The organism is Bacillus sp. NH11B (assembly GCF_001884205.1).
GTDB classification, from domain to species: Bacteria; Bacillota; Bacilli; order Bacillales; family Bacillaceae_G; genus Bacillus_A; species Bacillus_A proteolyticus.
Genome location: NZ_MAOG01000020.1, coordinates 46,779 through 70,360 on the forward strand (window position 1 = coordinate 46,779; position 23,582 = coordinate 70,360).

At 37.2% G+C, this 23,582-nt stretch carries 22 protein-coding genes; 7 read left to right on the top strand and 15 right to left on the bottom strand.

All coding sequences use genetic code 11. The annotated features are described in order from the left end of the window. Positions 1-142: 142 nt before the first annotated feature. Complete coding sequence (locus BAU27_RS05535; RefSeq protein ID WP_071744621.1) at positions 143-997, bottom strand: CvfB family protein; 855 nt, start codon at positions 995-997, stop codon at positions 143-145. A 284-nt stretch (positions 998-1,281) separates the two neighbouring features. Between BAU27_RS05535 and BAU27_RS05540 the strand changes: the two genes are divergently transcribed. After that, a complete protein-coding gene (locus BAU27_RS05540) occupies positions 1,282-1,773 on the top strand; it encodes a YajQ family cyclic di-GMP-binding protein (protein ID WP_001051113.1) in 492 nt (163 codons plus the stop codon). A gap of 38 nt (positions 1,774-1,811) precedes the next feature. On the opposite strand, the gene BAU27_RS05545 is transcribed toward BAU27_RS05540, so the two are convergent. Further along, positions 1,812-2,039 carry a hypothetical protein gene (locus BAU27_RS05545; protein ID WP_071770316.1) on the bottom strand — a complete coding sequence of 76 codons (228 nt, stop codon included), beginning with the start codon at positions 2,037-2,039 and terminating at the stop codon, positions 1,812-1,814. A gap of 51 nt (positions 2,040-2,090) precedes the next feature. After that, positions 2,091-3,446, bottom strand: a complete 1,356-nt coding sequence (locus tag BAU27_RS05550; protein WP_071770317.1) for an alpha-amylase family glycosyl hydrolase — start codon at positions 3,444-3,446, stop codon at positions 2,091-2,093. A gap of 157 nt (positions 3,447-3,603) precedes the next feature. Here BAU27_RS05550 and BAU27_RS05560 point away from each other — a divergent pair, with 157 nt between their 5' ends. Beyond that, on the top strand, positions 3,604-4,839 hold the full coding sequence (locus BAU27_RS05560; RefSeq protein ID WP_071770319.1) for an ammonium transporter: 1,236 nt from the start codon (positions 3,604-3,606) through the stop codon (positions 4,837-4,839). Between the two features lie 120 nt (positions 4,840-4,959). On the opposite strand, the gene BAU27_RS05565 is transcribed toward BAU27_RS05560, so the two are convergent. The 10 genes from BAU27_RS05565 to hemH form a co-directional block, all read right to left on the bottom strand. Further along, positions 4,960-5,601 (bottom strand): helix-turn-helix domain-containing protein, encoded by a 642-nt coding sequence (locus tag BAU27_RS05565; RefSeq protein ID WP_071770320.1) that lies wholly within the window; start codon positions 5,599-5,601, stop codon positions 4,960-4,962. 225 nt (positions 5,602-5,826) lie between these two features. After that, positions 5,827-6,063, bottom strand: coding sequence for a hypothetical protein (locus BAU27_RS33315; protein WP_071770321.1), 237 nt, complete (start codon positions 6,061-6,063; stop codon positions 5,827-5,829). 126 nt (positions 6,064-6,189) lie between these two features. Then, the gene (gene ytaF / locus BAU27_RS05575; protein WP_071770322.1) at positions 6,190-6,807 is read right to left on the bottom strand and encodes a sporulation membrane protein YtaF; all 618 of its coding nucleotides are present in this window, start codon (positions 6,805-6,807) and stop codon (positions 6,190-6,192) included. A 125-nt stretch (positions 6,808-6,932) separates the two neighbouring features. Further along, a complete protein-coding gene (locus tag BAU27_RS05580; RefSeq protein ID WP_071770323.1) occupies positions 6,933-7,166 on the bottom strand; it encodes a hypothetical protein in 234 nt (77 codons plus the stop codon). Next, the gene (locus tag BAU27_RS05585) at positions 7,156-7,458 is read right to left on the bottom strand and encodes a hypothetical protein (protein WP_071770324.1); all 303 of its coding nucleotides are present in this window, start codon (positions 7,456-7,458) and stop codon (positions 7,156-7,158) included. Before BAU27_RS05585 ends, BAU27_RS05580 begins: the two co-directional genes overlap by 11 nt. Before the next feature lie 13 nt (positions 7,459-7,471). Further along, the gene (locus BAU27_RS05590; protein ID WP_071770325.1) at positions 7,472-12,061 is read right to left on the bottom strand and encodes a cation-translocating P-type ATPase; all 4,590 of its coding nucleotides are present in this window, start codon (positions 12,059-12,061) and stop codon (positions 7,472-7,474) included. Positions 12,062-12,117: 56 nt separating this feature from the next. Then, on the bottom strand, positions 12,118-12,468 hold the full coding sequence (locus BAU27_RS05595) for a YtxH domain-containing protein (protein ID WP_071770326.1): 351 nt from the start codon (positions 12,466-12,468) through the stop codon (positions 12,118-12,120). Between the two features lie 748 nt (positions 12,469-13,216). Continuing rightward, a complete protein-coding gene (locus tag BAU27_RS05600) occupies positions 13,217-13,456 on the bottom strand; it encodes a hypothetical protein (RefSeq protein WP_254797938.1) in 240 nt (79 codons plus the stop codon). Between the two features lie 60 nt (positions 13,457-13,516). After that, complete coding sequence (katB, locus tag BAU27_RS05605) at positions 13,517-14,983, bottom strand: catalase KatB (RefSeq protein ID WP_071770328.1); 1,467 nt, start codon at positions 14,981-14,983, stop codon at positions 13,517-13,519. Positions 14,984-15,042: 59 nt separating this feature from the next. Further along, positions 15,043-16,002: a ferrochelatase gene (hemH, locus tag BAU27_RS05610; RefSeq protein WP_071770329.1), complete on the bottom strand. Its 960-nt coding sequence runs from the start codon at positions 16,000-16,002 to the stop codon at positions 15,043-15,045. A gap of 326 nt (positions 16,003-16,328) precedes the next feature. Here hemH and BAU27_RS32710 point away from each other — a divergent pair, with 326 nt between their 5' ends. Both BAU27_RS32710 and BAU27_RS32715 read left to right on the top strand, forming a co-directional pair. Next, positions 16,329-17,702 (top strand): LamG-like jellyroll fold domain-containing protein, encoded by a 1,374-nt coding sequence (locus BAU27_RS32710; RefSeq protein ID WP_254797939.1) that lies wholly within the window; start codon positions 16,329-16,331, stop codon positions 17,700-17,702. Between the two features lie 21 nt (positions 17,703-17,723). Next, on the top strand, positions 17,724-18,722 hold the full coding sequence (locus tag BAU27_RS32715; RefSeq protein WP_302848830.1) for an Ig-like domain-containing protein: 999 nt from the start codon (positions 17,724-17,726) through the stop codon (positions 18,720-18,722). Between the two features lie 39 nt (positions 18,723-18,761). On the opposite strand, the gene asnB is transcribed toward BAU27_RS32715, so the two are convergent. Beyond that, the gene (gene asnB, locus BAU27_RS05620; RefSeq protein WP_071770330.1) at positions 18,762-20,609 is read right to left on the bottom strand and encodes an asparagine synthase (glutamine-hydrolyzing); all 1,848 of its coding nucleotides are present in this window, start codon (positions 20,607-20,609) and stop codon (positions 18,762-18,764) included. 242 nt (positions 20,610-20,851) lie between these two features. On the opposite strand from asnB, the gene BAU27_RS05625 reads away from it, so the two are divergent. Next, positions 20,852-21,406: a DUF2777 domain-containing protein gene (locus BAU27_RS05625; protein WP_071770331.1), complete on the top strand. Its 555-nt coding sequence runs from the start codon at positions 20,852-20,854 to the stop codon at positions 21,404-21,406. 59 nt (positions 21,407-21,465) lie between these two features. Here the strand turns inward: BAU27_RS05625 and BAU27_RS05630 are convergent, their stop codons facing one another. After that, complete coding sequence (locus BAU27_RS05630; protein ID WP_071770332.1) at positions 21,466-21,831, bottom strand: YisL family protein; 366 nt, start codon at positions 21,829-21,831, stop codon at positions 21,466-21,468. Between the two features lie 150 nt (positions 21,832-21,981). Between BAU27_RS05630 and rocD the strand changes: the two genes are divergently transcribed. Beyond that, on the top strand, positions 21,982-23,172 hold the full coding sequence (rocD, locus tag BAU27_RS05635; RefSeq protein ID WP_000616664.1) for an ornithine aminotransferase: 1,191 nt from the start codon (positions 21,982-21,984) through the stop codon (positions 23,170-23,172). 105 nt (positions 23,173-23,277) lie between these two features. Then, on the top strand, positions 23,278-23,562 hold the full coding sequence (locus BAU27_RS05640; RefSeq protein WP_071744612.1) for a hypothetical protein: 285 nt from the start codon (positions 23,278-23,280) through the stop codon (positions 23,560-23,562). Positions 23,563-23,582 lie beyond the last annotated feature (20 nt).

Below are 23,582 nucleotides of genomic sequence, written 5' to 3' on the forward strand. Positions count from 1 at the left end.
TAACTATCTATCCTTTCTATATTCTTTAAAATATCCCTCTTCCAACGATTCTCTTACTCCCCCTCTCAATTTTTGCTAAACGCAAAAAGAACTATCTCTTCCCTAATAATTTTAGAGAAAAGATAGTTCTTTTTTATTCACTTTATTTCTTAAAGTAAGTCCAACCTTCTTCTTGGTAAACTTTTTCTTCTTTCATCAACTTACCAAGTGCACGCTTAAATGCAGCTTTACTCATGTTGAAACGTTCTTTAATGTCTTCTGGGTGGCTCTTATCCCAAAACGGCATTGCTCCGCCTCGTTCTTCCATATATTCATAAACTACTGCAGCATCATCTTCCATTCCTTCTTCTTTACGAGGAAGCAGTGAAATGTTGATTGTACCGTCATCTTTCACATCAATAATACGACCTGTTACACGCTCACCAATTCGCACTTGCTCTTTTCTTTCAGTATGGTGTAAGAAAGCACGGAAATGTTCATCAGTTAGTATGAATGAACCAACTTGAAGTGAGCGATACACACGTCCATTTACGTTTTTATTACGCATAGATGGCGTTGCATCTACGATAATTTCTTGCATATCACTGTCTCTTGCCGGAAGAGCAATTAAACGATCACGATTCGTTAATTTTAATGTGCAATATAATTCGTCGCCTTCTTGAGGCCATACTGGCATATAAATCGGAAACTCATCAAGTGGAATTAGTATATCTTTTGATACACCAATATCAACAAACACACCTAAACTAGGAATAACTTCTACAACCTTTACCCAATTCCAATCATGCGTTGTAATAATTGGTTCCTTCATTGTTGCTGAAATACGATTTTGGTGATCAAGGTATAAGAATACATCAATTGTATCGCCTTCTGCAATTTCTCCAGCTAATTCGTTTTTATGCAGGAAGATTTCTTCCTCTTCGTTTCCAACCATATATCCGATTTCCGTTTCGCGTAAAACAGTTACCTGTTCAATCGATCCTAATTGCAAATACATATTTTTTAATTCCCTTCTCTATATATAAAGTTATCTTTTTTATCATTCCAAACAAAAGTTAATTATAACACGATTTTTCCTTTATTTGTCCAACTGCCCAAAATTCACTATAATTAAATAAAGACTTTATCTATAGGACTATATTACCCTACGGATGATCCGTCAAAACACTTAATTTGCAACACTCTATCTAATCGATGTATTTTCCGCTATACTTTAATATGTATATTACATAGCCTATTTAGGTGCATGAAAAGATAGAAATTTATTTGGAGGTGCTAACTATGGCAAAAGAGAGTTCTTTTGACATCGTTTCGAAAGTAGAATTACCTGAAGTAACAAACGCAATTAACATCGCATTAAAGGAAATCCAAAACCGATATGACTTTAAAGGTAGTAAAAGTGATATTAAATTAGAAAAAGAAGTACTTGTTTTAACTTCTGATGACGAGTTCAAATTAGACCAAGTAAAAGACGTTCTAATTGCTAAACTTGTAAAACGTAACGTTCCAATCAAAAACTTGGACTACGGAAAAGTTGAAGCTGCATCTGGTAACACTGTTCGCCAACGTGCAACTCTGCAACAAGGTATCGATAAAGATAACGCGAAAAAAATCAACAACATCATTAAAGAAATGAAATTAAAAGTGAAAACACAAGTTCAAGATGACCAAGTACGCGTAACAGCGAAAAGCCGTGATGACTTACAAGCAGTAATCGCAGCCGTTCGCAGCGTTGACTTACCAATCGACGTACAGTTCATTAACTACCGCTAAAAAGAAACCTCCTCTATTCAGAGGAGGTTTTATACTTATTACGAGCAACAATATATTGCTTTATCAAATGATTTTTCTGGAATATACACTTTATCATTTTCAATTTTGTATTTAATATTATTTCTCTTAAGAACCGCTGTATCAACAGAATGAACACTATCGCCCCACTGAACAAATTCCCCATCGTCACCGTTGGCCCAAAAATACAAACTTACGAATACGATAAGAAGACAAGAACATAGAGCGAACAACTTCTTTCTCCCCAAATATCTCACCTCATCTTAAACTGCAAACGGACTACTAAAAAGAAGAGTTACTCATTTCCGTTTCTTTTTAACCGCGATTAAAAAAGCAATAAATAATACATTCACACCAACTATTAAGGAGATAAATAACCAATTCACACCTGTTTCTTCGCTAACTTTATATACATTGGATTCTTCTCGCTTTAAAACGAGATAAAAATTCCCGTTTTCTTCTCTTATAATTTCGTCTTCTAACAATCCTCTTAGCTCTTGTTTTTCACCAATTGTACTTACAGGCAAGGAAACTTTTTGTGTTTCTTTCGTATTATTAATCGCTACTAGTGTTACTTCGCCTTTATACTTTCGTTTTAATATACTCATTCCATCTTTATCATATAGAAGTTCAAACGTACCACGTCGTAAAGATGGTCTCGTTTGTCTAAGTTCACCTAACTTCGTTATGTGCTGCATAAACTTTTCATCCGATTTAAAATCCATTAATCGTCTATTATCTGGAGCACCCCCTCCATCTAATGCGATTTCAGTTCCGTAATAAAAATTCGGTATACCTGGTGATGTTAATAAATATGTAAGAGCTAGTTTCAAACGAGATGGTGGATAATTCATATTCTCTTTTGCAATCCGGGCAAATCTTTTTGTATCTTGATTATCTAAAAATGTAACGGATTCCCCGTCTTTTTTACTCACATCATATAAAGCTTTCACCGATACATCAGCTTTGGAAAACGATTCTACTATTTTTTCGTTGTATTCACTATCTTCTTTTTTCATAATATGAAAATCTTTCTTTATCGCTTGCATATCTTTTTGCACGTCATCCCAGAAAGAACGCGACTTTTTTTCACTATGTATTACATAACTTCCATCTAAATCAACTTCTTTGATCCACCATTTCATCGAGTCGATGACTTGTTGTTCGTTTTCTCCAAGCGGAAATTGAAATACAACTTTCATTCCTTTTTGGTGAGCCTCATTTACAAGTTCTTTCACATCATTTTCTGTTCCGAAATGTTCATTTACTTTTTGAAAGTTTTGAACACCTAATCCATCATACTTTTCACTTTCAAAAAGCGGCGAAAGCATAATAGTAGTAAAACCCATTTCTTTTATGTAATCCAGTCTTTTTATAATCCCTCGTATATCTCCACCCTGATACCCCTCTAAATTTCCAACGTCTAACTGTTTGTCATTTTTCGGTTCTCCATTATTGAAGCGATCAATCATAATGGAATATATGACTTCATCTCGCCACTCTCTTTTTTCGTCTGCAAAAGTATGTATTGGTACAAACAAAACGACAGCTAAACAAAAACAAATGAATAGTTCCTTAGTCCATATTTTTTTCACACGCATCCCCCAAACTTCTAATTGTAAGAATATTATACCAATTATTAGAACAAATCGCATACGTTGATTTTATCCCTCCAAAATACCTAATGTTAGATTTTCTAACATCAACCAAAAAGTTTTCTGAATTTTTAGTTGATTTTTCTTTTTATTTCGAATATGATATGAAACATAACAAGTCGATGTTATTTTTTCTAACATCATAGGAGGAGAGAGAATGAATACGGGAGATACAGTTTTTATTTTTGTAACGACAGTAATGGTCATGTTGATGACACCAGGATTAGCACTTTTTTACGGGGGCATGGTTCGCAGTAAAAACGTACTCAGTACGACAATGCACAGTTATAGCGCAATGGCTATCGTTTCGATTCAATGGATTGTTATCGGTTATTCTTTATCATTCGGACCAGATTGGCACGGGCTTATTGGCAATCTCGATTGGTTCGGTCTAAATGGAGTTACCTACGCACCAAATCCAGACTACTCATCTACTATTCCTCACAATTTATTTATGATGTTCCAACTTATGTTCGCTATTTTAACTCCCGCTTTAATTTCAGGTGCATTCGCCGAAAGAATGCGATTTTCCGCCTTTCTTATTTTTATCCTTCTTTGGACAACAATCGTTTACAATCCTGTCGCTCATTGGGTGTGGGGCGTTGGTGGGTGGCTAAGAGAACTTGGTGCGTTAGACTTCGCTGGTGGTAATGTCGTTCATATCACATCTGGTGTTGCCGGTCTTGTATTAGCTATTTTCCTAGGAAAACGAAAAAACATAAGCGGTACCTCTCCCCATCATTTACCATTTACAATGCTAGGCGCAGGCTTACTCTGGTTCGGCTGGTTCGGTTTTAACGTCGGTAGTGCATTATCTTTAAATGACGTAGCTTTAACTGCATTTATTAATACAAATATAGCCGCTGCTGCTTCAGCTCTAACTTGGATGCTTTCTGAATGGTTCTTCCAATCAAAACCGACTGCGATGGGAGCTGCTTGCGGGGTTGTTTCTGGTTTAGTCGCAATTACGCCAGCTTGCGGATTTGTTACACCTTCCTCCGCTCTTCTTATCGGAGCAATTGGCGGCATATTATGTTTCGGTGCTGTCTTCTTCTTAAAAAACAAATTCGGGTACGACGATACACTTGATGCATTTGGATGCCACGGCATCGGAGGAACTTGGGGCGGTATTGCAACCGGACTTTTCGCAACAACTTCTATAAATAGCGATGGCGCTAACGGATTATTTTACGGAAACGCAGCTCTCCTTTTCAAACAACTTATAGCAATCGGAGCAACATATGCATTCACGATCATAATGACGTACGCCATTATTAAGGCTATTAACTTCTTCCTTCCTGTTCGCGTCGATGAGCACGAAGAACAAATGGGGCTTGATATTTCGATGCATGGGGAGAAAGCTTATGAGTATGTAGAAAAATCCGCAAATTAAAACGAAAAAGGTGTACTCCGTTCTAACACGGGGTACACCTTTTTCGTATATTCATAACGATACAATTATCCCAAACTATTGGTATATAAATATATTTATCTATCTATTCATATAAACATCTTACCTTTTCATTAGTGCATTTAAAACGAGTTGTACCGCAACCGCATCATCTAAATAGCCGATTGGAAATATATAATCTGGAATTACATCGACCGATAATATAAAGTAAATCAGCGCACTTCCCATTAAAGCAAGTTCTGCAGTCGTTCCCTTCTTCTTCGTAAATCTCTCGTACAATTCCTTCAAATCATTAATAAACGGGCCAATACTGCTTACCTTTTGAATCTTCTCAGTAAATCCCTTTTCAATCGTTTCTTTTCCTTCTTCTGTTTGCGAATATTGTTCGTAATTAGCCAATTGTTGCTCTACATTCGCGATACTAAACTTTTGATCATATAACTGTGAAGATTCAAGTAAATGTTCAATGTTATTAATGGATACTTGAATATCGGATTGTTCTTCCTGCTTTGTTTCAATAGAATAACCTGCCGCCACAAATAAATCTGCAATCGGAATACCAAGGCAATCTGCAAACTTTTGCAAATGCTTCGGATTTGCTTTTCGCTTCCCATTTATAATCATTGAAATAGTAGCAGTATCAATTCCAGTAAGCGCACTCAGTTTTCGCATTGACAAAGACTTTTCCTTCAGTAATTCTTTTAATAACAACCCAAGTTTACTTCTTTCAGTTCCTTCAGACATATTCCATTCCCCTCTATTCATGAGAATAATCATAGTTGACACATGCAAGATAACTACAACTTCTATACAATCATATTAACAAATTTTTTTGCCGAGTTACAAGGTATGAGTTCGTAATATATGTTTACATTTTGCAAACACATATTACGAACTCATACAATAAAGCCATCTCAAAAAATCGAAATTTTTCAAGACAGCTTCTTCTGCAAATTTTAATAGCACAACTTATTGCAACAATTTTCTCAATAAAAAAAATATGCAACTACAAACAATATAAGAACTAATAAAAATGAAAAACGCAACTAGAAATGAATGGTGCAAGGAAAAAGTTAGTACTGTTAATAACGAAGACAAAAAGAATATATCTAATAAAATAAAATATCCTGAACTTAAAACACTTTCTACTAATTGTAATTCAGCCTCAAGCTCAGAGTACTTCAATCTTTTATAAAGCAATCTCACTTTCTCTCACCTTCTATTCATCTGATGTTAAAACTATCATCCCTTTCTCTTTCTATAAAGTGCAGCTTTAATCAGTTGGGTTTTGTTCATCCCCGCTGATTATCAGCCCGCAAATAGCGGGATAAATCAATCAAGAAATGCAGCAAATGCAATAATTAATAGTAATGTTCCACTGATCAATGTTCCAAATTGCCCTAAAGTAAATTTTCCAATGCGAACGTGAGCTATCTTTCTCCCTAATGCAACTCCGCCCCAAACTGTTATGAAACTACCAATCGCCGCAGCAACACACATTGCTATCGGATTCAAACCGAATAAACCAGCACCTAATCCGTTCGTTAATGCATTAGCAGACAGGCCAATACCAAGAAAGATAGATTCTACAAATCCAATCCCTCCAGATTCACCTATATTTTTCGTTAAACCATTTATTTCCGTGGATGCTATTTTCCCTTCCACTCCTTCAGCTTCCACCTTACGAGGAATTGCTAATAATACAATCCGAAGACCAATGACAACTAATAAGAAAGAACCAATGACTACTGGCATAATCCCAGGCAAAATTTTTGAAAGCCATAATCCAAAATAAATCCCGGCTACACTAAACAAAAAGCAAATAACCGAAATGATAAGATTAGAAAAATGGCTAATTCGTATGTTGCGAATTCCATAAGAAATTCCTACCCCTAAGTTATCGATACTTGATGAAAACGTTAGTGCTAATATCATCATCCATGCCGCCATTTAATTCTTTCACTCCTTCATGAACTTTTATATTACTGAACATTCCGAAAACTATTCTGACACACATAGGAATATGAATAAGGGAGATAAAACTCCCTATATCCCTTCCATTTCGCGCCCCTCTCTTAAAAGCGAGGAAGCGTGAACCATTTCATAATATTCATACGGTTTTCTTTTCCTTTTTCACGAACCGAGTGGAAAATTTCACAAGTGAATGAACCCATTTTCGTAGCAACTTCTTTTTGCATCGCTTTATTTTCCGATGCTGCTTTTACACTTAAATCTAATGCCTGTTCAAAGTGCTCTAACGCTTTTTCCAAATGATAATCTACATCTTTTTCTACAGCTTTATGCATCATATTTAATCTCCTCCACTTCATCTTGCGCTTGTTCAGCTGCTGCTTCTATCACTTCTTGCTCATCTGTAATGTCATCTTCCATATAAGAAAGCTCTTTCTCAAACTGCTTCTGCATTCTATCCATTTTCGCTTCCACAATAATATCTTCCACTTCTTCTTTAATTGTTTCAAAAGTAGACTTCACACCTCTTGCACCTGATTCAACAAGCGGACGAAGTGTATTTCTTACGACAGGTAATAAAGCGGCACTCGCTAATGCTAAAGTAGATCCAATAACAACTTTTCGTATCATTTTCATTGCTCCTTTACACTGTTTTTAATAATGCAGATTCAGAAACTACCGGTTTTACTAAATCAGTATTCTTATATGAAACTAAATTAATAATAGGTTTCGAGATTTGAGACACTGTGCCCGCCACAAGAAGAACAGGTATCCATTGCGTGAGTGTTAACGGAACGGTATGGAATATACGAGCTAACGGCGGTACATATATAGCTGATAGTAATACGAGCCAAGACGTTCCTAACGCTGTAATAAAGAAACGATCTTTTGACCAATCACGCATTGTTTCTTCTGATCCCTCTTGTCTCCAAGAGAAAGTTTGAATGAGCTGTCCGGCAACTAAAGCCGCAAATGCTGATGTTTGTGCTACTGGAAGTGGCACTCCAGCCGCTAAACTAATACCAAATACAGCGAGCGAGCCTACCCCAAGCAATACTCCTCTTGTCACAACTTTTTTGTACAAATCTTTATCAACAATATCCTGGCGTTTCGTTTGCTTCGTTTTGTTTCCAGGGTTTACAGCTAAAATCATTGCTGGTAAAGCATCGGTAATAAGATTCATTAATAAAATTTGAATTGGCACTAACGGAATCGGCATTCCTGCAATAACAGCAGCACTAGTCACTAACACTTCCGCTAAATTCCCCGTTAACAAACAACCAACTGCTTTACGAATATTTCCGATGATCGTTCTACCTTCTTTTACCCCTTCAACAATTGAACCGAAGTGATCCTTCTTCAAAATCAAATCAGCAGCTTCTTTCGTAACTTCTGTTCCGGTTTGCCCCATCGCAATACCGATATTCGCCTTTTTTATAGCCGGTGTATCATTTACACCATCTCCAGTCATCGCGACAATTTGACCATCAGCTTGGAAGGCAGTTACAATTCGTAATTTATGAGCCGGAGTCACACGAGCAAAAACAGATGTACTTTTCACAACTTCTTTTAATTCCTCATCTGCCATGTTATCAATTTCTAATCCCGTTAAAACACGATCTTCACGGTTCCAAATTCCAGTTTGTTTCGCAATCGAAATCGCCGTAGTCGGATGATCTCCCGTAATCATTACTGGCTTCACACCTAACTCAATCGCTTCACGAATACTCTCTTCCACTTCAGGTTTTGGCGGATCAATCATACCGACTAATCCAACAAAAGTAAGATCATCACTTTCGCCATTGCTGTATGCGAAACCTAATACTCGTAATGCCTGTTTCGCAAACTCTTCATTTTGTTGTAAAATAACTTCTTTTTGCTTATCACATAACGGATATATTTGACCGTTATCTTGATACCATTTACAACGAGTAAGAATTGCCTCTACAGAACCTTTCGAGAACTTATATAACCCTTCAGCGTTACTCTCTTTACAAACAACACTCATAATTTTTGTCTCTGAATCAAAGGGTTCTTCATGATGGCGTTCAAATGACGCCATATCTTCATGTAATGCACCCGCTTTAAAAGCTAAACTTAATAAAGCTCCCTCAGTCGGATCACCTTTCACAATCCATAGGTCATCTTCCTGCTCTAATTTACTATTGTTACAAAGGACACCAATTTGAAGAATACGAGATAAATCCGGATTTTCTAGTGGCATACTTTCCGTTTCATAATAAGTATCCTCTTCTATATCCGCATCTACAGCAGCAGCAACTTTAGATGAAGTTACATCAGCAATCGCCCCTACTGGTTCATACCCATCACCCGTTACACTCCATAAACGATTCGGCGTAGCAATTACTTTAACCGTCATTTCATTTTTCGTAAGAGTTCCCGTTTTATCAGAACAAATTACCGTCGTTCTACCGAGCGTTTCTAAACTCGAAAGCTTTCGAACGAGTGCATTTTGCTTTTGCATACGGAATATACCCGCACTTAAAGCAATTGTGATCATAATTGGCAACCCTTCTGGAACAGCAGAGGCAGTAAGAGCAACCGACGTCGTGATCATTTGCGTAATTGGCAGTCCCCTTAGTAGCCCCGCCATAAGTACAAGACCACCAGCTACAAATGCTCCTTTAATAAATGTTTTACTAATAGATGTCACCTTTTGCTGCAATGGCGTGGGCTCTGTTTCCTCCCCTTTCATTAAGGAAATCATATAGCCCATCTCTGTACGCATACCTGTTTCTACTACAATCGCTACCGCTTTACCGCGCGTTACAGACGTCCCCATAAAGAGCATATTGTTTCGTTCTGCTAACGAACATTCTTCTAGCATAGCGTCCGCTTTCTTTTCAACTGGAAGTGACTCTCCCGTTAACATCGCTTCGTTAATTTCTAAGTTCCAAGAGTTAACAACGCGAAGATCAGCAGGTACGCGGTCTCCCGCTTCCAGGCAGACAATATCTCCAGGAACGAGTTCACTACTTGATATTTCTATTTCTGCTTCTTCTCGTATTACTTTACAAACAGGAGCTCGGAATTGATTTAAAGCCTCAACTACCTTTTCCGCCTTCCGCCCTTGAAGCGTCCCAATTATTGCATTTACAACGAGAATTGTCCCCATCGCTAATCCATCGAACCAACCACCAGATATAACAGATAATCCGGCTGCTCCGAGTAAAATAAGCGATGTAAATTCTTTAAATTGACCCATAAACGATACAATCCAAGGAACTGACGGTTTCGGTTCAATTTGGTTCATCCCATATTCTTCTTTTCGCATATTCACTTGTGCATCACTTAATCCATATTGCTTCTCGACTTGTAATCTATTCATCACTTTTTCCTGATTAAATGTATACCACGGAATTTGATCTTGTTTAGCAGGCATCACTTTTGGCTGAGAAGAATCCATTTTCGACAATTCTCCATAGGAAAATATCTTCTCACTCATTCTTTTCGCCCTAGATAAGAACGTTAACGATAAAGCATTTGCAAATAAGGCGATTACAGGTGCTGTGAATATAGACCAAACTGCTAACATCTCTCCCACCACATTCCACACTTTCGCTGCGCGGAAATGCTCATTCACCAACTTATTGATTCGGTTTGCATACGCTGTAGATTGTGGGATATTTTTTATTTCTTCAAACGGTATAGACGGAAAATCATTATTATGATCCGATGCAAATAATACCTCTTCTCCACTTGAGCGAAGCAATTTCACCCGTTTGGCCGCATCCCCCTGCTGCCAGCTATCATCCACGCCATAATGAGAAAGAATGTTACGATTTACATGTAAACTATTTTGCAAAACGCCTATACTCCACTTATTTTCACGTAATCCATTTACTACTTCTTTGAATTCAGGAATAATAGTAACCTTCGATCCAACTAATAGACCGAGGCATTTTTTATTTTTAGCGACGAACTGCACTTGAAAACCTTCTTTTTCAAGTCTCTTCACTTCCAGCTCATACGCACTTATATCTACACCATTTCGCTCGGCAAATTCTTTACTTCCGAAAAAGGAAGTTATCCCTTGGATTTCACCTTTTATCCCTTCATTCTCTATTTGAACTTCAAACGCTCTTCTTAACGTCCTTCCAGTTTGCGCCGCCCGTTGCATAACTTCTTCTTTCCATACATGCTCACTTTTCTCAATAAGAGAAGCGGCTGTACACCAAACTTGCCCTTCATTTTCATCTTGTGAAATACAACTCATCCCCTCTGCTGAGGACTGGAATATACGAGATGTATCATCCAATACTATCGTTTTTGTTCGAGACAACTGTGATAACGACCCACCACTTGGAATGACATATCCTCTTTCTCTTGCAACGAGGTCACCTTGTCGCCACGCATATTCTGCCGATGAGACAGCTGGTTTCGGATTAGCCGCTAATAAAACTGCCATTCCGCGTAAAGGATTTCTAGTGAAAGCCCAAGTTGCTCCACCAAAAATCATTCCCCATTTTGATTGTTTTTCACTATACGCTTTAATCTCTGGAGAAAGGAGATTTTCTTTATACGCTTCATTTTCTTCGTTTATGTTTGCCTGACTACGCTTCCAGTTTAAGTAGTTTAATAGACTAAGACCAGCAAGCACGACAATATTCTCCCGTGCGAGCGCAAGTGCAAGTGTTCCTACACCAAGCACAAAATCAGAATTCACCTTTTTGCTAGCAACCATTTTTTTGAATCCTCGCTTCAGGAACGGATAACCCGTCACAACAGATAAAGCTCCAGATACATAAAAAAGACCAGGACTTCTAGCTAAGGCAGATCTACCCATAAATAATTGTTTTATGCCGAAAGCACCTAACCCAACAACCGAAAGTGCTAACGGTAACGGCACACCTTCATCCTTTTTACTATGAGCAGTGTCATTATTACGAGAAACTACACTAGATGAATAATCTATTAATTCCTTCTTTTCTTCACTGCTATTTGTACTAGTTTTCTTTCGCTTGGTCACTTGTTCTTCTATAAGTTGAATTATTTTGCAAATGTTATGTAGAGAGGTCTTGTTGATATCGTAAGTAATAAGGGCTCTTCCTGTAGAAATTGAGGGACTTACTTGATAAATACCTTCCGCTTGACTAAATCGGTCTAATATCAAGTTCGCCATGTTCTTGTTGTGTTTTAACTTATAAATTTCAATTCGAATTCTTCCAGGTAATGATCGTATAAATCTCGTTTTTAATGATTTACTTTGCATTCCCATCCTCCTTATCGTCTTGAAGGAAGTAAAAAGCTGTATTACTCATGTAGTACTTAAGGACTGACGGGCAAATTTTCATAATCTATATTTTGCTCAGAATGATACGCATTTACACGAGAAACCCATTTTTCCTGGAATTTAGAAATTGTATTTGGAACAGCTTCGACCGCTCCTATAATTGGTGATACTGTTTTCACAGCTACTTTACGTGCCGCTTCTTTCACTTTCGGCAAAGCCTCTTCCATTTCCGAACCCGTACTTTGAATTTGTTCTTTCGCACCAAGAAAGGCTGATACTGTTTTTACTGCAAGCTTTCGCAATCCCTTTCTCGCTTTTGGTGATGCCAATATAACCGCAGCTACCCCAACCGCTATACCGATTGGAGATTTCATAAATCGAAACATATTCATTTCTCCTCACTTAAATTTATTTCGAATCCTTGAATGAAACAACTCATATACAATTAAGTAACCTTGTAAATCATTTAATCACATCCTTATTTTGTAAAAAGTATATAAAGAGTATATATTTTTGTTTGTATCATTTCAACAATTTATTAGTTTTTTGTAAATTTTATGTTAATTCAGAAAACAACTTTGTAAATACTCCTATTTCTATGTAGTGGTATAAGTAATATATTCCATATTCTTTTCTTACTCAATTGTTGAGGTTTTGTTGAGAATTCATTTTGTATTTTTACAAATTACAAACTAGGACATGCACTTTTATGAAACAAATTTTATATACTATAAAAAATGCCTCAGGGAGTGATTTTTATGAGCTTATCCTATTGGAAATACGCTATTCTTAATCATATCACTGCAAACTTTCGTACCTTCTTATTCAATATCATTGTCGCTATTTTAGGTGAAATCGCACTCTTTCTTGTCCTCAGCGTTATCCCAAAAAGATTTCATAAATTTTTTGCATAAAAAAGCCTGAGTTCCTATCTACTGTAGAACTCAGGCCACTTAGCTTTATTAAATATAGGGGACTTGTTACATAAGTGTTTATATTTACGTCTTAAAATACCCCATCTGGTATTAGAGGGAATATATCAGCGATTCTTTCAATATATCGACGTTTCGACACAACATATCGATTTACCAACAAATTCCGACATGATGAAACCGAAAAATACCCCGGCGTAACTTACGAATCACCGTACTTTCTTTTATTCGTACTTAAGATAATAAGAAATGCCACAGCTATTACAGCTAAAAAGCGAACCGGATTAAACGGTGTTCCTATCGTTTCATTAAAACGATGATAAATAAAAAGGATCATCTCAAGTACCATTAGCCCCCTCATAATTTGAAACGCCTCAGCCATCGCTTTGTTTTTTATAAACGCAGCGCGCTCATCACCTTGTTTCCCAATTGCTATAAACATTTTTATAATAGCAAACACTACAAATAAAAAGACGACCGAAACCCGGTCGTCTTTTTCACTTTATTTCGGAGCATTCCCTACATATTGCGTAATATCAACATTTAACGCCCCAGCTAAACGCATACCGTACTCTTGATCTGCACGGAAGAAATTACAAACAGCTAATAATTTCGTGCGCTCATTTACGTCCTTTAAGTCATTTGTTAAGTTCGCAATTAAGTTGTCTTGTTCTTCTTTAGAGAATGAACGGTAACGCTCACCTGCTTGTTTGAAATCATTTGGTTTCTCAATTTTTTCACGAGATACATAGCCTTCTACTTTCATAGTTGAATCGCGGTAAGCTTTGTCTTCAACCGGATTTTCAGTATGGCGACTTGGTTCGTAGTTTATTGTAGATGGGTTTTGATTTATTTGCATCGCACCATCACGTTGTTGGTTATGAACAGCTGCGTATGGGCAGTTTACAGGTATTTGTAAGTAGTTTGCACCAAGGCGATAACGCTGTGTATCTGGGTAAGAGAATAAACGACCTTGTAATAATTTATCTTCCGATGGTTCAATACCATTTACAGTTGCACTTGGAGAGAACGCCACTTGTTCTACTTCTGCGAAGAAGTTTTTCGGGTTACGGTTTAACGTCATTGTCCCTACTTCGATTAATGGGAAACGATCTTCTGGCCATACTTTCGTTGGATCTAATGGATCGAAATCTAAAGAATCCGTTTCTTCTAGTTGCATCACTTGTACGTGTAAATCCCATTCTGGGTGGTTTCCTTTTTCGATCGCATCGAACAAGTCACGAGTTGCATGGTTGAAGTCTTTCCCTTGTACTTCTTGCACTTCTTTTGCACTTAAGTTACGCACACCTTGCTGTGGTTTCCAGTGATATTTAATGTAAACGATTTTACCTTCTGCATTAATCCATTTAAATGAATGGACGCCGAAACCTTCCATTTCACGGTAGTTTGCTGGTGTACCATAATCAGAAAATACCCATGTCATCATATGTGTTGATTCTGGAGTTAACGTCATGAAATCCCAGTAACGATCTGGAGTTTGAATATTTGTATCAGGTGCTGGTTTTAAAGAATGCACCATGTCTGGGAATTTAATTGCATCACGAATGAAGAAAACTGGCAAATGATTACCTACGATATCGTAGTTTCCTTCTTCTGTATAAAATTTAACAGCGAACCCTCGTGGATCACGCGCTGTTTCCGGAGAACCTTGACCATGAATAACCGTTGAGAAACGAACGAATACAGGTGTTTCAGTTCCTTCATTTTGTAAAAACGCTGCTTTCGTATATTGCTTCATGCTGTTTTTCGTTACGAATACACCATGAGCACCTGCACCACGTGCATGCACAACGCGCTCTGGAATACGTTCACGATCAAAGTGAGCCAGTTTTTCTACTAAATGATAGTCTTCTAACAATACCGGTCCACGGCGACCAGCTGTACGAGAATTTTGGTTATCTCCAACCGGAGCACCTTGGTTTGTTGTTAAGCGATTATTTGGATTCATCTAGGGGGATCCTCCTCTTTCTTTCGTAGTAATTATTATTTATTTAAAATTATTATAAATTAATTATTATTCAAAACTAAATCCTTGTCAACTATTTCCTTCATTTTTTTGGAAACAATTTCAGCTAAGCAATCAATAAATACAGATTGTGAATTAGGCATATTTGGTCTAAAATATGCGGCATTTAATTCATCAGTTACAACTTTACATTCATAATCGTTGTCATATAAAACTTCTAAATGCTCTGCCACAAAGCCAACTGGACAATATACGAAAGACTCATAACCATGTTCTTCATATAAATCTCTCGTTAAATCTTGCACATCTGGCCCAATCCATGGATCTGGTGTATTTCCAGCGCTTTGCCAACCCGTTGTATAATGCTTTATACCGGCTTCTGCCGCAATTAAATCCGCTGTCTGCTGTAATTGCTCTACGTAAGGATCACCTGCTGCAATAATTTTTTCTGGCAAACTATGCGCCGAAAAAATCACGACTGCTTTCTCTTTATCTGCAATAGTAGTAAACGTTTCTTTTATTTGATTTGCCCAATACGAAATAAACTTCGGTTCATCGTACCATTGCTCAATCGGTTCAATAACAGGCCCACCTATTTCTTTTGATAGGCGAATTGCACGGTCATTATACGCTTGAATGCTAAATGTAGAATAGTGCGGTGCTAATACGATACTAATCGCCTGCTCAATTCCATCTTTCTTCATCTCTTCTACTGCATCTTCAATAAACGGAGTAATATGTTTTAAACCTAAGTAACAAACAAATTCATACTCTGTATACATTTTATTCAATGAATCTGTTAATTTATGCGCTTGCTCTTTCGTAATTTTTGCAAGTGGTGAAATTCCGCCAATCGCTTTATAGCGCCCTACTAAATCTTGAAGCGCTTCTTCAGACGGCTTACGCCCATGACGAATATGAGTATAATACGCCTCTACATCATCTAATGACTCCGGCGTTCCATACGCCATTACGAGTAAACCTATTTTTTTCTTTTTCATCTATATAACACCTCAACTTCGCAAATGAGAATCTTTTTCAAGAACATTTGTTTCCAATTATAACAAGTAATAATAAGTACGTCAAAATAATTATTCTAAATAAGTATTATTTCTAATATGATTTTGAATTTTATATGACAATTCATTTAATATTATTTGTCATATTTTTGTATCCTTCTTAATTACTGTGGAACTTCACAACACCTTAAAAAAATCTCAATATTCTGGTTATATTTCCTCAAAATTTGTACTTTACTATTTATCTTAGAAAAGAAAACAGAATTCCGTCGAATTCTAATTAAAGAAGCATATAAGGAGGATTTAAAATGACACAACCTTTTATAAAAAAAGCAGTATTGATTTCTACACTTTCCATGAGTACGATCCTATCCACGACACTTCCATTTAACGTTTTAGCTGCACCCACCCCAGCAATACAAATGCAACAAGAAAAACTCACTGACGAGGTTATTAAACTTTCGTTCGAGGAAAATCTAAATGATAGTTCCGCGTCCAATCACATCATTTCGTATAAAAATGGTAATCCTTTATTTACAGATGGACGCATAAATAAGGCTCTCAAGTTTAAAGCAATATCACAAAAAACCGCTTCTTATATCGACTTAGGAGACACTTCGCAATTAAAATTTGGAGAAAGTACAGATTTCACAGTAGCCTTTTGGGTAAAATCTTCCGGGGTAAATGCTGATCCAGCTATCATTTCAAATAAAGATTGGAATAGTGGCGGAAACTTAGGGTGGTTTATTGGGTTAAAGGACAAGGCCCTCCTTTGGAATTTCAAAACTTCTGGTAGCTCTCGCATAGATGCCTCTATTCCAAATATCGCTGATAACGTTTGGCATCACATTACGATTTCTCATGACCGCGATGGATATGCAACTATTTATAAAGACGGAAAACTAGAACAACAAATTGATATTAGTAAAACGAAAGGTACAATCGATACAAATTACACAACAAAAATTGGAGTTGATGGCAAAGGAACTTTATTTGGAAACAACTTTGACGCAACACTAGATGAAGTATCTATTCTAAGAAAAGCAGTAACAGCTGCAGATGTTCAAAAGATGTATCAATCCGCTCCACCAATTGCTGTTACTGACATCTCCATTGATCAACCAACCCTTCATTTAAATATTGATGGTTACACCTATTTACAATCCAATATCCAGCCTTCCGATGCAACAAATAAAAAAGTTACTTGGACAAGTAGTGATAAAAGCATCGCAGACATTGAAGCGACAGATGAAAGAGTCAAAGTAATTGGAAAAGGCATTGGAAAAACGACAATTCAAGCCATTTCTGAAGATGGAAAAATTGACGAACAAGACATGCTTCCTCTTCAAGAGCGGCTAAAACAATCTACAAACTACCCATACAAACATGTCTTTATTATCGGGTTAGATGGAGCCGGTATCGCTGTTAAAGATGCTACTGCTCCTAATATTAAAAATTTTATCGCTAACGGTGCCAGCACTTATAATGCGCAAGCTCTTTCACCAACGATTAGCGCTCAAAACTGGGGTGGCATCATACATGGTGTAACACCTGATAAAACCAAACTTGATAATACAGTCGCAGGGTCAGTAGCATTCCCTGAAAACTCACCTTATCCATCCTTTATGAAAGTACTAAAACAAGAACGACCATACGCAAAAATAGCCTCATTCGCTGGATGAAGTCCGATTAATAAAGGGATTATCGAACAATCTGTAGGCGCTCACTTAGAGTCTGTCCCGGATGACCAATTAGCACCAAAAATCTCAAATTACATTAAAACCGAAGGAAAAGATACTGCGATCACATTCATTCATTTTGACGATATTGATGGTGCTGGGCATTCTAAAGGCTACGGTAGCCCCGCATATATGCAACAAATTGAAAAAACAGATAAAAATGTAGGGGTTGTATTAGATGCAATTCGTGACGCTGGTTTATTAGAAGATAGCCTCATTATTATGACAACGGACCACGGAGGAAAAGGATATGGACATGGCGGAGAATCTCCTGAAGAAAAGACAATTTTTTGGGCGGCAAACGGCCCTGGAATTCTAGTAAAATCCTCTATTACAACTTCTATGACGAATATGGATACAGCGGCAGTTGTAGCACAAGCACTGCGCTCGAATAAACCTATGACTTGGGACGCAAAAACACCTGAGAAATTACTTGAAACGTTCCCTACTAACCTTACACTTAATCAATCCGAACACTCTTTAAAAGAAAGAGAAACCTTTGAACTTGTTGCGAAGATTACCCCAAACGTTACAAATAAAAAGTTAATTTGGAAAAGCGATAATCCAAATGTAGCAACAATACAAGCAACGGATGAAAAAGCAAGTATCCATGCTGTACAAACTGGCACTACAACTATCACTGCAACAACTGCTACTGGCGAATATGTAGCAACATGTAAAGTAACTGTCGAACCAAATCACGTGCCCGTTACAGGTATCAAAGTAGACGAGCGATCTTTTGAGCTAAATCAAGGAGATGAAAAACTTGTATCTGCCTCCGTTCTTCCTGAAAATGCAACAAATCAAAAGATAGTTTGGAAAAGTAGTGACACAAACATCATTGCCCTGGAAACCCAAAATGATACAACTCATGTGAAAGCTTTAAAACCCGGACGTGTTGTCTTAACCGCAACAACAGATGATGGAAAATACAATAGATATGTTTATATTCAAGTGAAATAGAAAAAAAGGCGGCTTACACAACATGCAAGCCGCCTCTTACTATTCCTTAATATTTACCCCATATTCTTTAAACCAAACATGAATTTGTGCCAAATGAGCTAAAAGCTGAGGCCCAGTCATTAATTGACCGAACCAAGGTTTTTGAAATGCACTACCGCCAGACTCAATTAATCCACTAAGCTGCTCTTTATCGAATAGTTCGTGTAAAATTGATCCTTTATCCGTTAATAAATCTTGTAGCCATACTCTTACTGCTTTCGTATAGTATGGATTATGCGTTTTAGGATACGGACTTTTCTTTCTATACAATATATCATTTGGAAGTAATCCTTCTAACGCCTTACGCAATAGACCTTTTTCGCGGTTTTTATACATTTTCATTTCCCAAGGAATATTCCACGCATATTCGACAAGTCGGTGGTCCGCAAATGGAACGCGTACTTCTAAGCTTGCCCCCATACTCATACGGTCTTTTCTGTCTAATAACGTTGTCATAAACCAAACCATGTTCAAATAAAATAATTGTCGTCTCTTTGCTTCTAGCGGGCTTTCTCCCTCTAAAATCGGAACTTCTTGAATGGATTCCTCATAGCGCCTTTGCACATATTGTTGTAAATTTAATTTATTTCTCCATTCTTTCTTTAAAAGTTGTTCGCGCGCCTCTGTAGACCGCATCCATGGAAATGCACTTGATTGTAAATCATCTTCTCTATAAAACCACGGATAGCCACCAAATATTTCATCTGCACATTCTCCAGATAAACCGACGACAAAATCTTGTTTTATTTCACGGCAAAACCATAATAATGAAGAATCAATATCTGCCATACCTGGCAAATCACGAACGAGCACTGCTTCTGTTAAATACTGTGCTAGTTGCTCATTTGAAATGACACAACGGTGGTGAATTGTTTGAAATGTCTCAGTCATTAAGTTAATAAATGGAGCGTCTGAATTGGGCTGAAATGCATTCGCTTTAAAGTATTTTTCGTTATCTTCGTAGTCAATAGAATACGTGTGCAATTGACCTTTCCCTGATCTTTCATATTCTTTTGCGGCAATTGCTGTTATTGCACTTGAATCTACACCGCCCGATAAAAATGTGCATAACGGTACGTCAGAAACTAATTGTCTTGTAATCGCATCTTGTAATAAAAAACGTGTCTTTTCTACGGTTTCTTCAAATGAATCTTCATGTTTTTTGCTTTCTACATTCCAATATCTCCATATACATAAACCGTTCTTTGAAAATGTCATCGCATGACCTGGACGCAATTCTTTAATACCAGCATAAATACCGTGACCAGGCGTTCGAGATGGTCCAAGACCGAATATTTCTGATAATCCTTCTAACGTTACTTCCGCCTTCACCTCTGGATGCGCCAGTATCGCTTTTAACTCTGAACCAAATAATAATCGTCCACTATCATATTTATAAAAAAGCGGTTTTACACCTAATCGATCTCTTGCAATAAACACTTGTTCTTTCTGTTCATTCCATACTGCAAACGCATATATACCGTTTAAATGATCGACACATTCTTCTTTCCATTCGATATAAGAAGCTAATAATACTTCCGTATCAGAATGACCCTTGAATGTGTACCCTCTTCTTAACAACTCCTTCCGAATGTCTTCTGTATTATACAGTTCGCCGTTATAGCAAATGGCATAATTCGTTTCATCTTTTAAACAAGTCATCGGCTGTTTACCACCTTCAGGATCTACAACGATTAACCGTTTATGCCCAAATGCGACATTTCCTTTTATCCAAACTTTATTATCATCTGGACCACGTTTCGCTAGCGTTTCCGCCATTTTCGTCACAACGTCCCTTTCCCCTTCTAATGAGCGCTTATAATCCACCCATCCTGTAATCCCGCACATAAGAATCATCCTTCCTAATCTAATATCTGTTTCTGAACGTGCAGTAATCCCCACCCTATGAGTGCGGATACATAAAAACAACAAACTTGACGATAACTAACTATTCATATATGGAATAGCAGTTTCACAGTGTAAAGCGTGTTTTATTGTATGCCCACCTCTCTTTAGGTGTGTCTAGTTATAAAGAACGTACGAACTGTCCATAACAAGAATAACTATTTCTATAAAAGGAGAAATGAACTATGGTACAACGCAAACATATTTTGTATAACCAGCCGCGCGCTCATACAGTCGGTAATGTAGAATATATAAACAATGAGTGGGTATTCTTTGATGATGAAAATGATGAAGCATTTTTATTAGAAGATATTATCCAAGATGGATTTGAACTTTTGTATAACAACAATTGGCTACCAGCCCGTTTCTATGAACAAGATGTATTACAAATCGCCAACGAACAGCACCATTTGCAAAATGGGGAAATGATACGAATTCGAAAAAAATTACTTCTTAGCTATAATGAATGGCTTGAGGAGTTACCTGACTCTGTCTTTACATTATTAACTGAGGCATTACAATCACTTCATTACTCTTTATATGATTGCATGTATTGTCATAATTATTTATCCTTCTTGCCGAAAGAGGAAGCATGCGAAGGAGTAAATATTCTTTTGTTCGATAACGAAGAGATGATCTGTACACTGCAGCACCATTTCGTTCGTCACTCGTCTTCCAATAAAAATATGTTCCGTTTTACGAAAGTAAACGGAGAAGAATTGCATATCGATGCGACATAAAGTAAAAAAACCACCTTATCTCCCAAATATTTGAGATTATAAGGTGGTTTTATTTTTAATTAAAATACTTGCCAACCAATCGGTAATTTCAATCCAAGGTAAAATACCGCTACTAGCGCGATAACAAATAATCCCCAAAATGCCCCTGTTGCTTTGTTCTTGCTCATTTTCACAAGAACCATTTCCATTCCAGCGATTACTAATATACCAGCTAGCATTTTTAAGCCATACCACATGTGCATGCTACCTGTTGCCGTCTTCACAATACTCATGTACAACATGAAACCTGTCACAATAATGATAATGTACATAAGGCGAAGCCCCATATGTACACCTTTACCTTTTCTTCCTGCTGAATAAAGTGAATACGCAACGAAGAATAAAATTAATCCTAACGCCCATGCTGTAATATGCATATGTACCATCGTATCCCTGCCTCCTCTTTTTCACACTTTTTCACTCTATATGATAACATGTTCATTTATTTTCAGGAAATGTTTCGCTTTTTTACATTTAAATGCTATAATATTTAGAGTATTTACAAACTTCTTGTAATAACAAAAGGGGGAACAATCATGATTCAAACTAAGGATATTATCGAACTTACAGACACATACGGAGCAAATAACTATCACCCACTTCCAATCGTTATTTCTAAAGCAGAAGGCGTTTGGGTAGAAGATCCTGAAGGAAACCGCTATATGGACTTATTAAGTGCATATTCTGCAGTAAACCAAGGTCATCGTCATCCAAAAATCATTAACGCTTTAATTGACCAAGCTAATCGAGTTACGTTAACTTCTCGTGCTTTCCATAGCGATCAATTAGGTCCTTGGTACGAAAAAGTTGCGAAACTAACAAATAAAAATATGGTACTTCCTATGAATACAGGTGCAGAAGCTGTTGAAACTGCAATTAAAACAGCTCGTCGCTGGGCTTACGATGTGAAAAAGGTAGAGGCAAACCGTGCAGAAATCATCGTTTGTGAAGATAACTTCCACGGACGTACAATGGGTGCTGTTTCTATGTCATCAAACGAAGAGTACAAGCGTGGCTTCGGTCCGATGCTTCCTGGCATTATTGTAATTCCTTACGGTGATTTAGAAGCGTTAAAAGCTGCGATTACACCAAATACAGCTGCATTCATTTTAGAGCCAATCCAAGGTGAAGCAGGAATTAACATTCCACCAGCTGGTTTCTTAAAAGAAGCTTTTGAAGTATGTAAAAAAGAAAACGTTTTATTCGTAGCAGATGAAATCCAAACAGGCTTAGGCCGTACTGGTAAAGTATTTGCTTGCGACTGGGACAATGTAACTCCTGACATGTACATACTTGGTAAAGCACTTGGCGGCGGCGTATTCCCAATCTCTTGTGTTGCAGCAAATAGCGACATTTTAGGCGTATTCGAGCCAGGTTCTCACGGTTCTACATTCGGTGGTAACCCACTTGCATGTGCTGTTTCTATCGCAGCTCTTGAAGTATTAGAAGAAGAAAAATTAACAGAGCGTTCTCTTCAATTGGGAGAAAAATTAGTTGGGCAATTAAAAGAAATTGATAACCCAATGATTACTGATATTCGTGGTAAAGGTTTATTCATCGGTATCGAATTAAACGAGCCAGCTCGTCCTTACTGTGAACAACTAAAAGCAGCTGGTCTATTATGTAAAGAAACACACGAAAATGTAATTCGTATTGCACCACCTCTAGTAATCTCTGAAGAAGATTTAGAGTGGGCGTTCCAAAAAATTAAAGCTGTATTATCTTAATAATAGTGGGGTTGTCCTAAAATATAGGACAACCCCTTTCTTTTTTTAGTAATGTATCGTAAAATAAAATTGAATATTCTGTTTTCTTTAAAAGGAGGCAACTGTATGCTGTTGAAATACGGTAAACACATTAACTATTTAGCTACAATTTTTATTTCTATGACATTCATCGGCTTCATATTATTTACAACGTTACTAAGTCATTATTCAACTCCTAATACATTCACACTACTTAAAACATCATTTTGGACTGCTGTTTTCCTTACAATTATCGGTTTTGGCCGTGAGAGAAGCGCACTTGCAGCTATGCTAATTGGAATTTGTACTTTAGCATTAATCGGATTGTATATTTTCGCTATTATAGATTACTCTGTTAATCCGCAACCATAGGAAAGAGCTACCTTTTCACA

Excerpts from the sequence above, each read along its gene's own strand:
- BAU27_RS05535 (WP_071744621.1), bottom strand. The coding sequence starts at position 997 with ATGTATTTGCAATTAGGATCGATTGAACAGGTAACTGTTTTACGCGAA.
- BAU27_RS05540 (WP_001051113.1), top strand. The coding sequence starts at position 1,282 with ATGGCAAAAGAGAGTTCTTTTGACATCGTTTCGAAAGTAGAATTACCT.
- BAU27_RS05550 (WP_071770317.1), bottom strand. The coding sequence starts at position 3,446 with ATGCGATTTGTTCTAATAATTGGTATAATATTCTTACAATTAGAAGTT.
- BAU27_RS05560 (WP_071770319.1), top strand. The coding sequence starts at position 3,604 with ATGAATACGGGAGATACAGTTTTTATTTTTGTAACGACAGTAATGGTC.
- BAU27_RS05565 (WP_071770320.1), bottom strand. The coding sequence starts at position 5,601 with ATGTCTGAAGGAACTGAAAGAAGTAAACTTGGGTTGTTATTAAAAGAA.
- ytaF (WP_071770322.1), bottom strand. The coding sequence starts at position 6,807 with ATGGCGGCATGGATGATGATATTAGCACTAACGTTTTCATCAAGTATC.
- BAU27_RS05580 (WP_071770323.1), bottom strand. The coding sequence starts at position 7,166 with ATGATGCATAAAGCTGTAGAAAAAGATGTAGATTATCATTTGGAAAAA.
- BAU27_RS05585 (WP_071770324.1), bottom strand. The coding sequence starts at position 7,458 with ATGATACGAAAAGTTGTTATTGGATCTACTTTAGCATTAGCGAGTGCC.
- BAU27_RS05590 (WP_071770325.1), bottom strand. The coding sequence starts at position 12,061 with ATGCAAAGTAAATCATTAAAAACGAGATTTATACGATCATTACCTGGA.
- BAU27_RS05595 (WP_071770326.1), bottom strand. The coding sequence starts at position 12,468 with ATGTTTCGATTTATGAAATCTCCAATCGGTATAGCGGTTGGGGTAGCT.
- BAU27_RS05600 (WP_254797938.1), bottom strand. The coding sequence starts at position 13,456 with ATGTTTATAGCAATTGGGAAACAAGGTGATGAGCGCGCTGCGTTTATA.
- katB (WP_071770328.1), bottom strand. The coding sequence starts at position 14,983 with ATGAATCCAAATAATCGCTTAACAACAAACCAAGGTGCTCCGGTTGGA.
- hemH (WP_071770329.1), bottom strand. The coding sequence starts at position 16,002 with ATGAAAAAGAAAAAAATAGGTTTACTCGTAATGGCGTATGGAACGCCG.
- BAU27_RS32710 (WP_254797939.1), top strand. The coding sequence starts at position 16,329 with ATGACACAACCTTTTATAAAAAAAGCAGTATTGATTTCTACACTTTCC.
- asnB (WP_071770330.1), bottom strand. The coding sequence starts at position 20,609 with ATGTGCGGGATTACAGGATGGGTGGATTATAAGCGCTCATTAGAAGGG.
- BAU27_RS05625 (WP_071770331.1), top strand. The coding sequence starts at position 20,852 with ATGGTACAACGCAAACATATTTTGTATAACCAGCCGCGCGCTCATACA.
- BAU27_RS05630 (WP_071770332.1), bottom strand. The coding sequence starts at position 21,831 with ATGGTACATATGCATATTACAGCATGGGCGTTAGGATTAATTTTATTC.
- rocD (WP_000616664.1), top strand. The coding sequence starts at position 21,982 with ATGATTCAAACTAAGGATATTATCGAACTTACAGACACATACGGAGCA.
- BAU27_RS05640 (WP_071744612.1), top strand. The coding sequence starts at position 23,278 with ATGCTGTTGAAATACGGTAAACACATTAACTATTTAGCTACAATTTTT.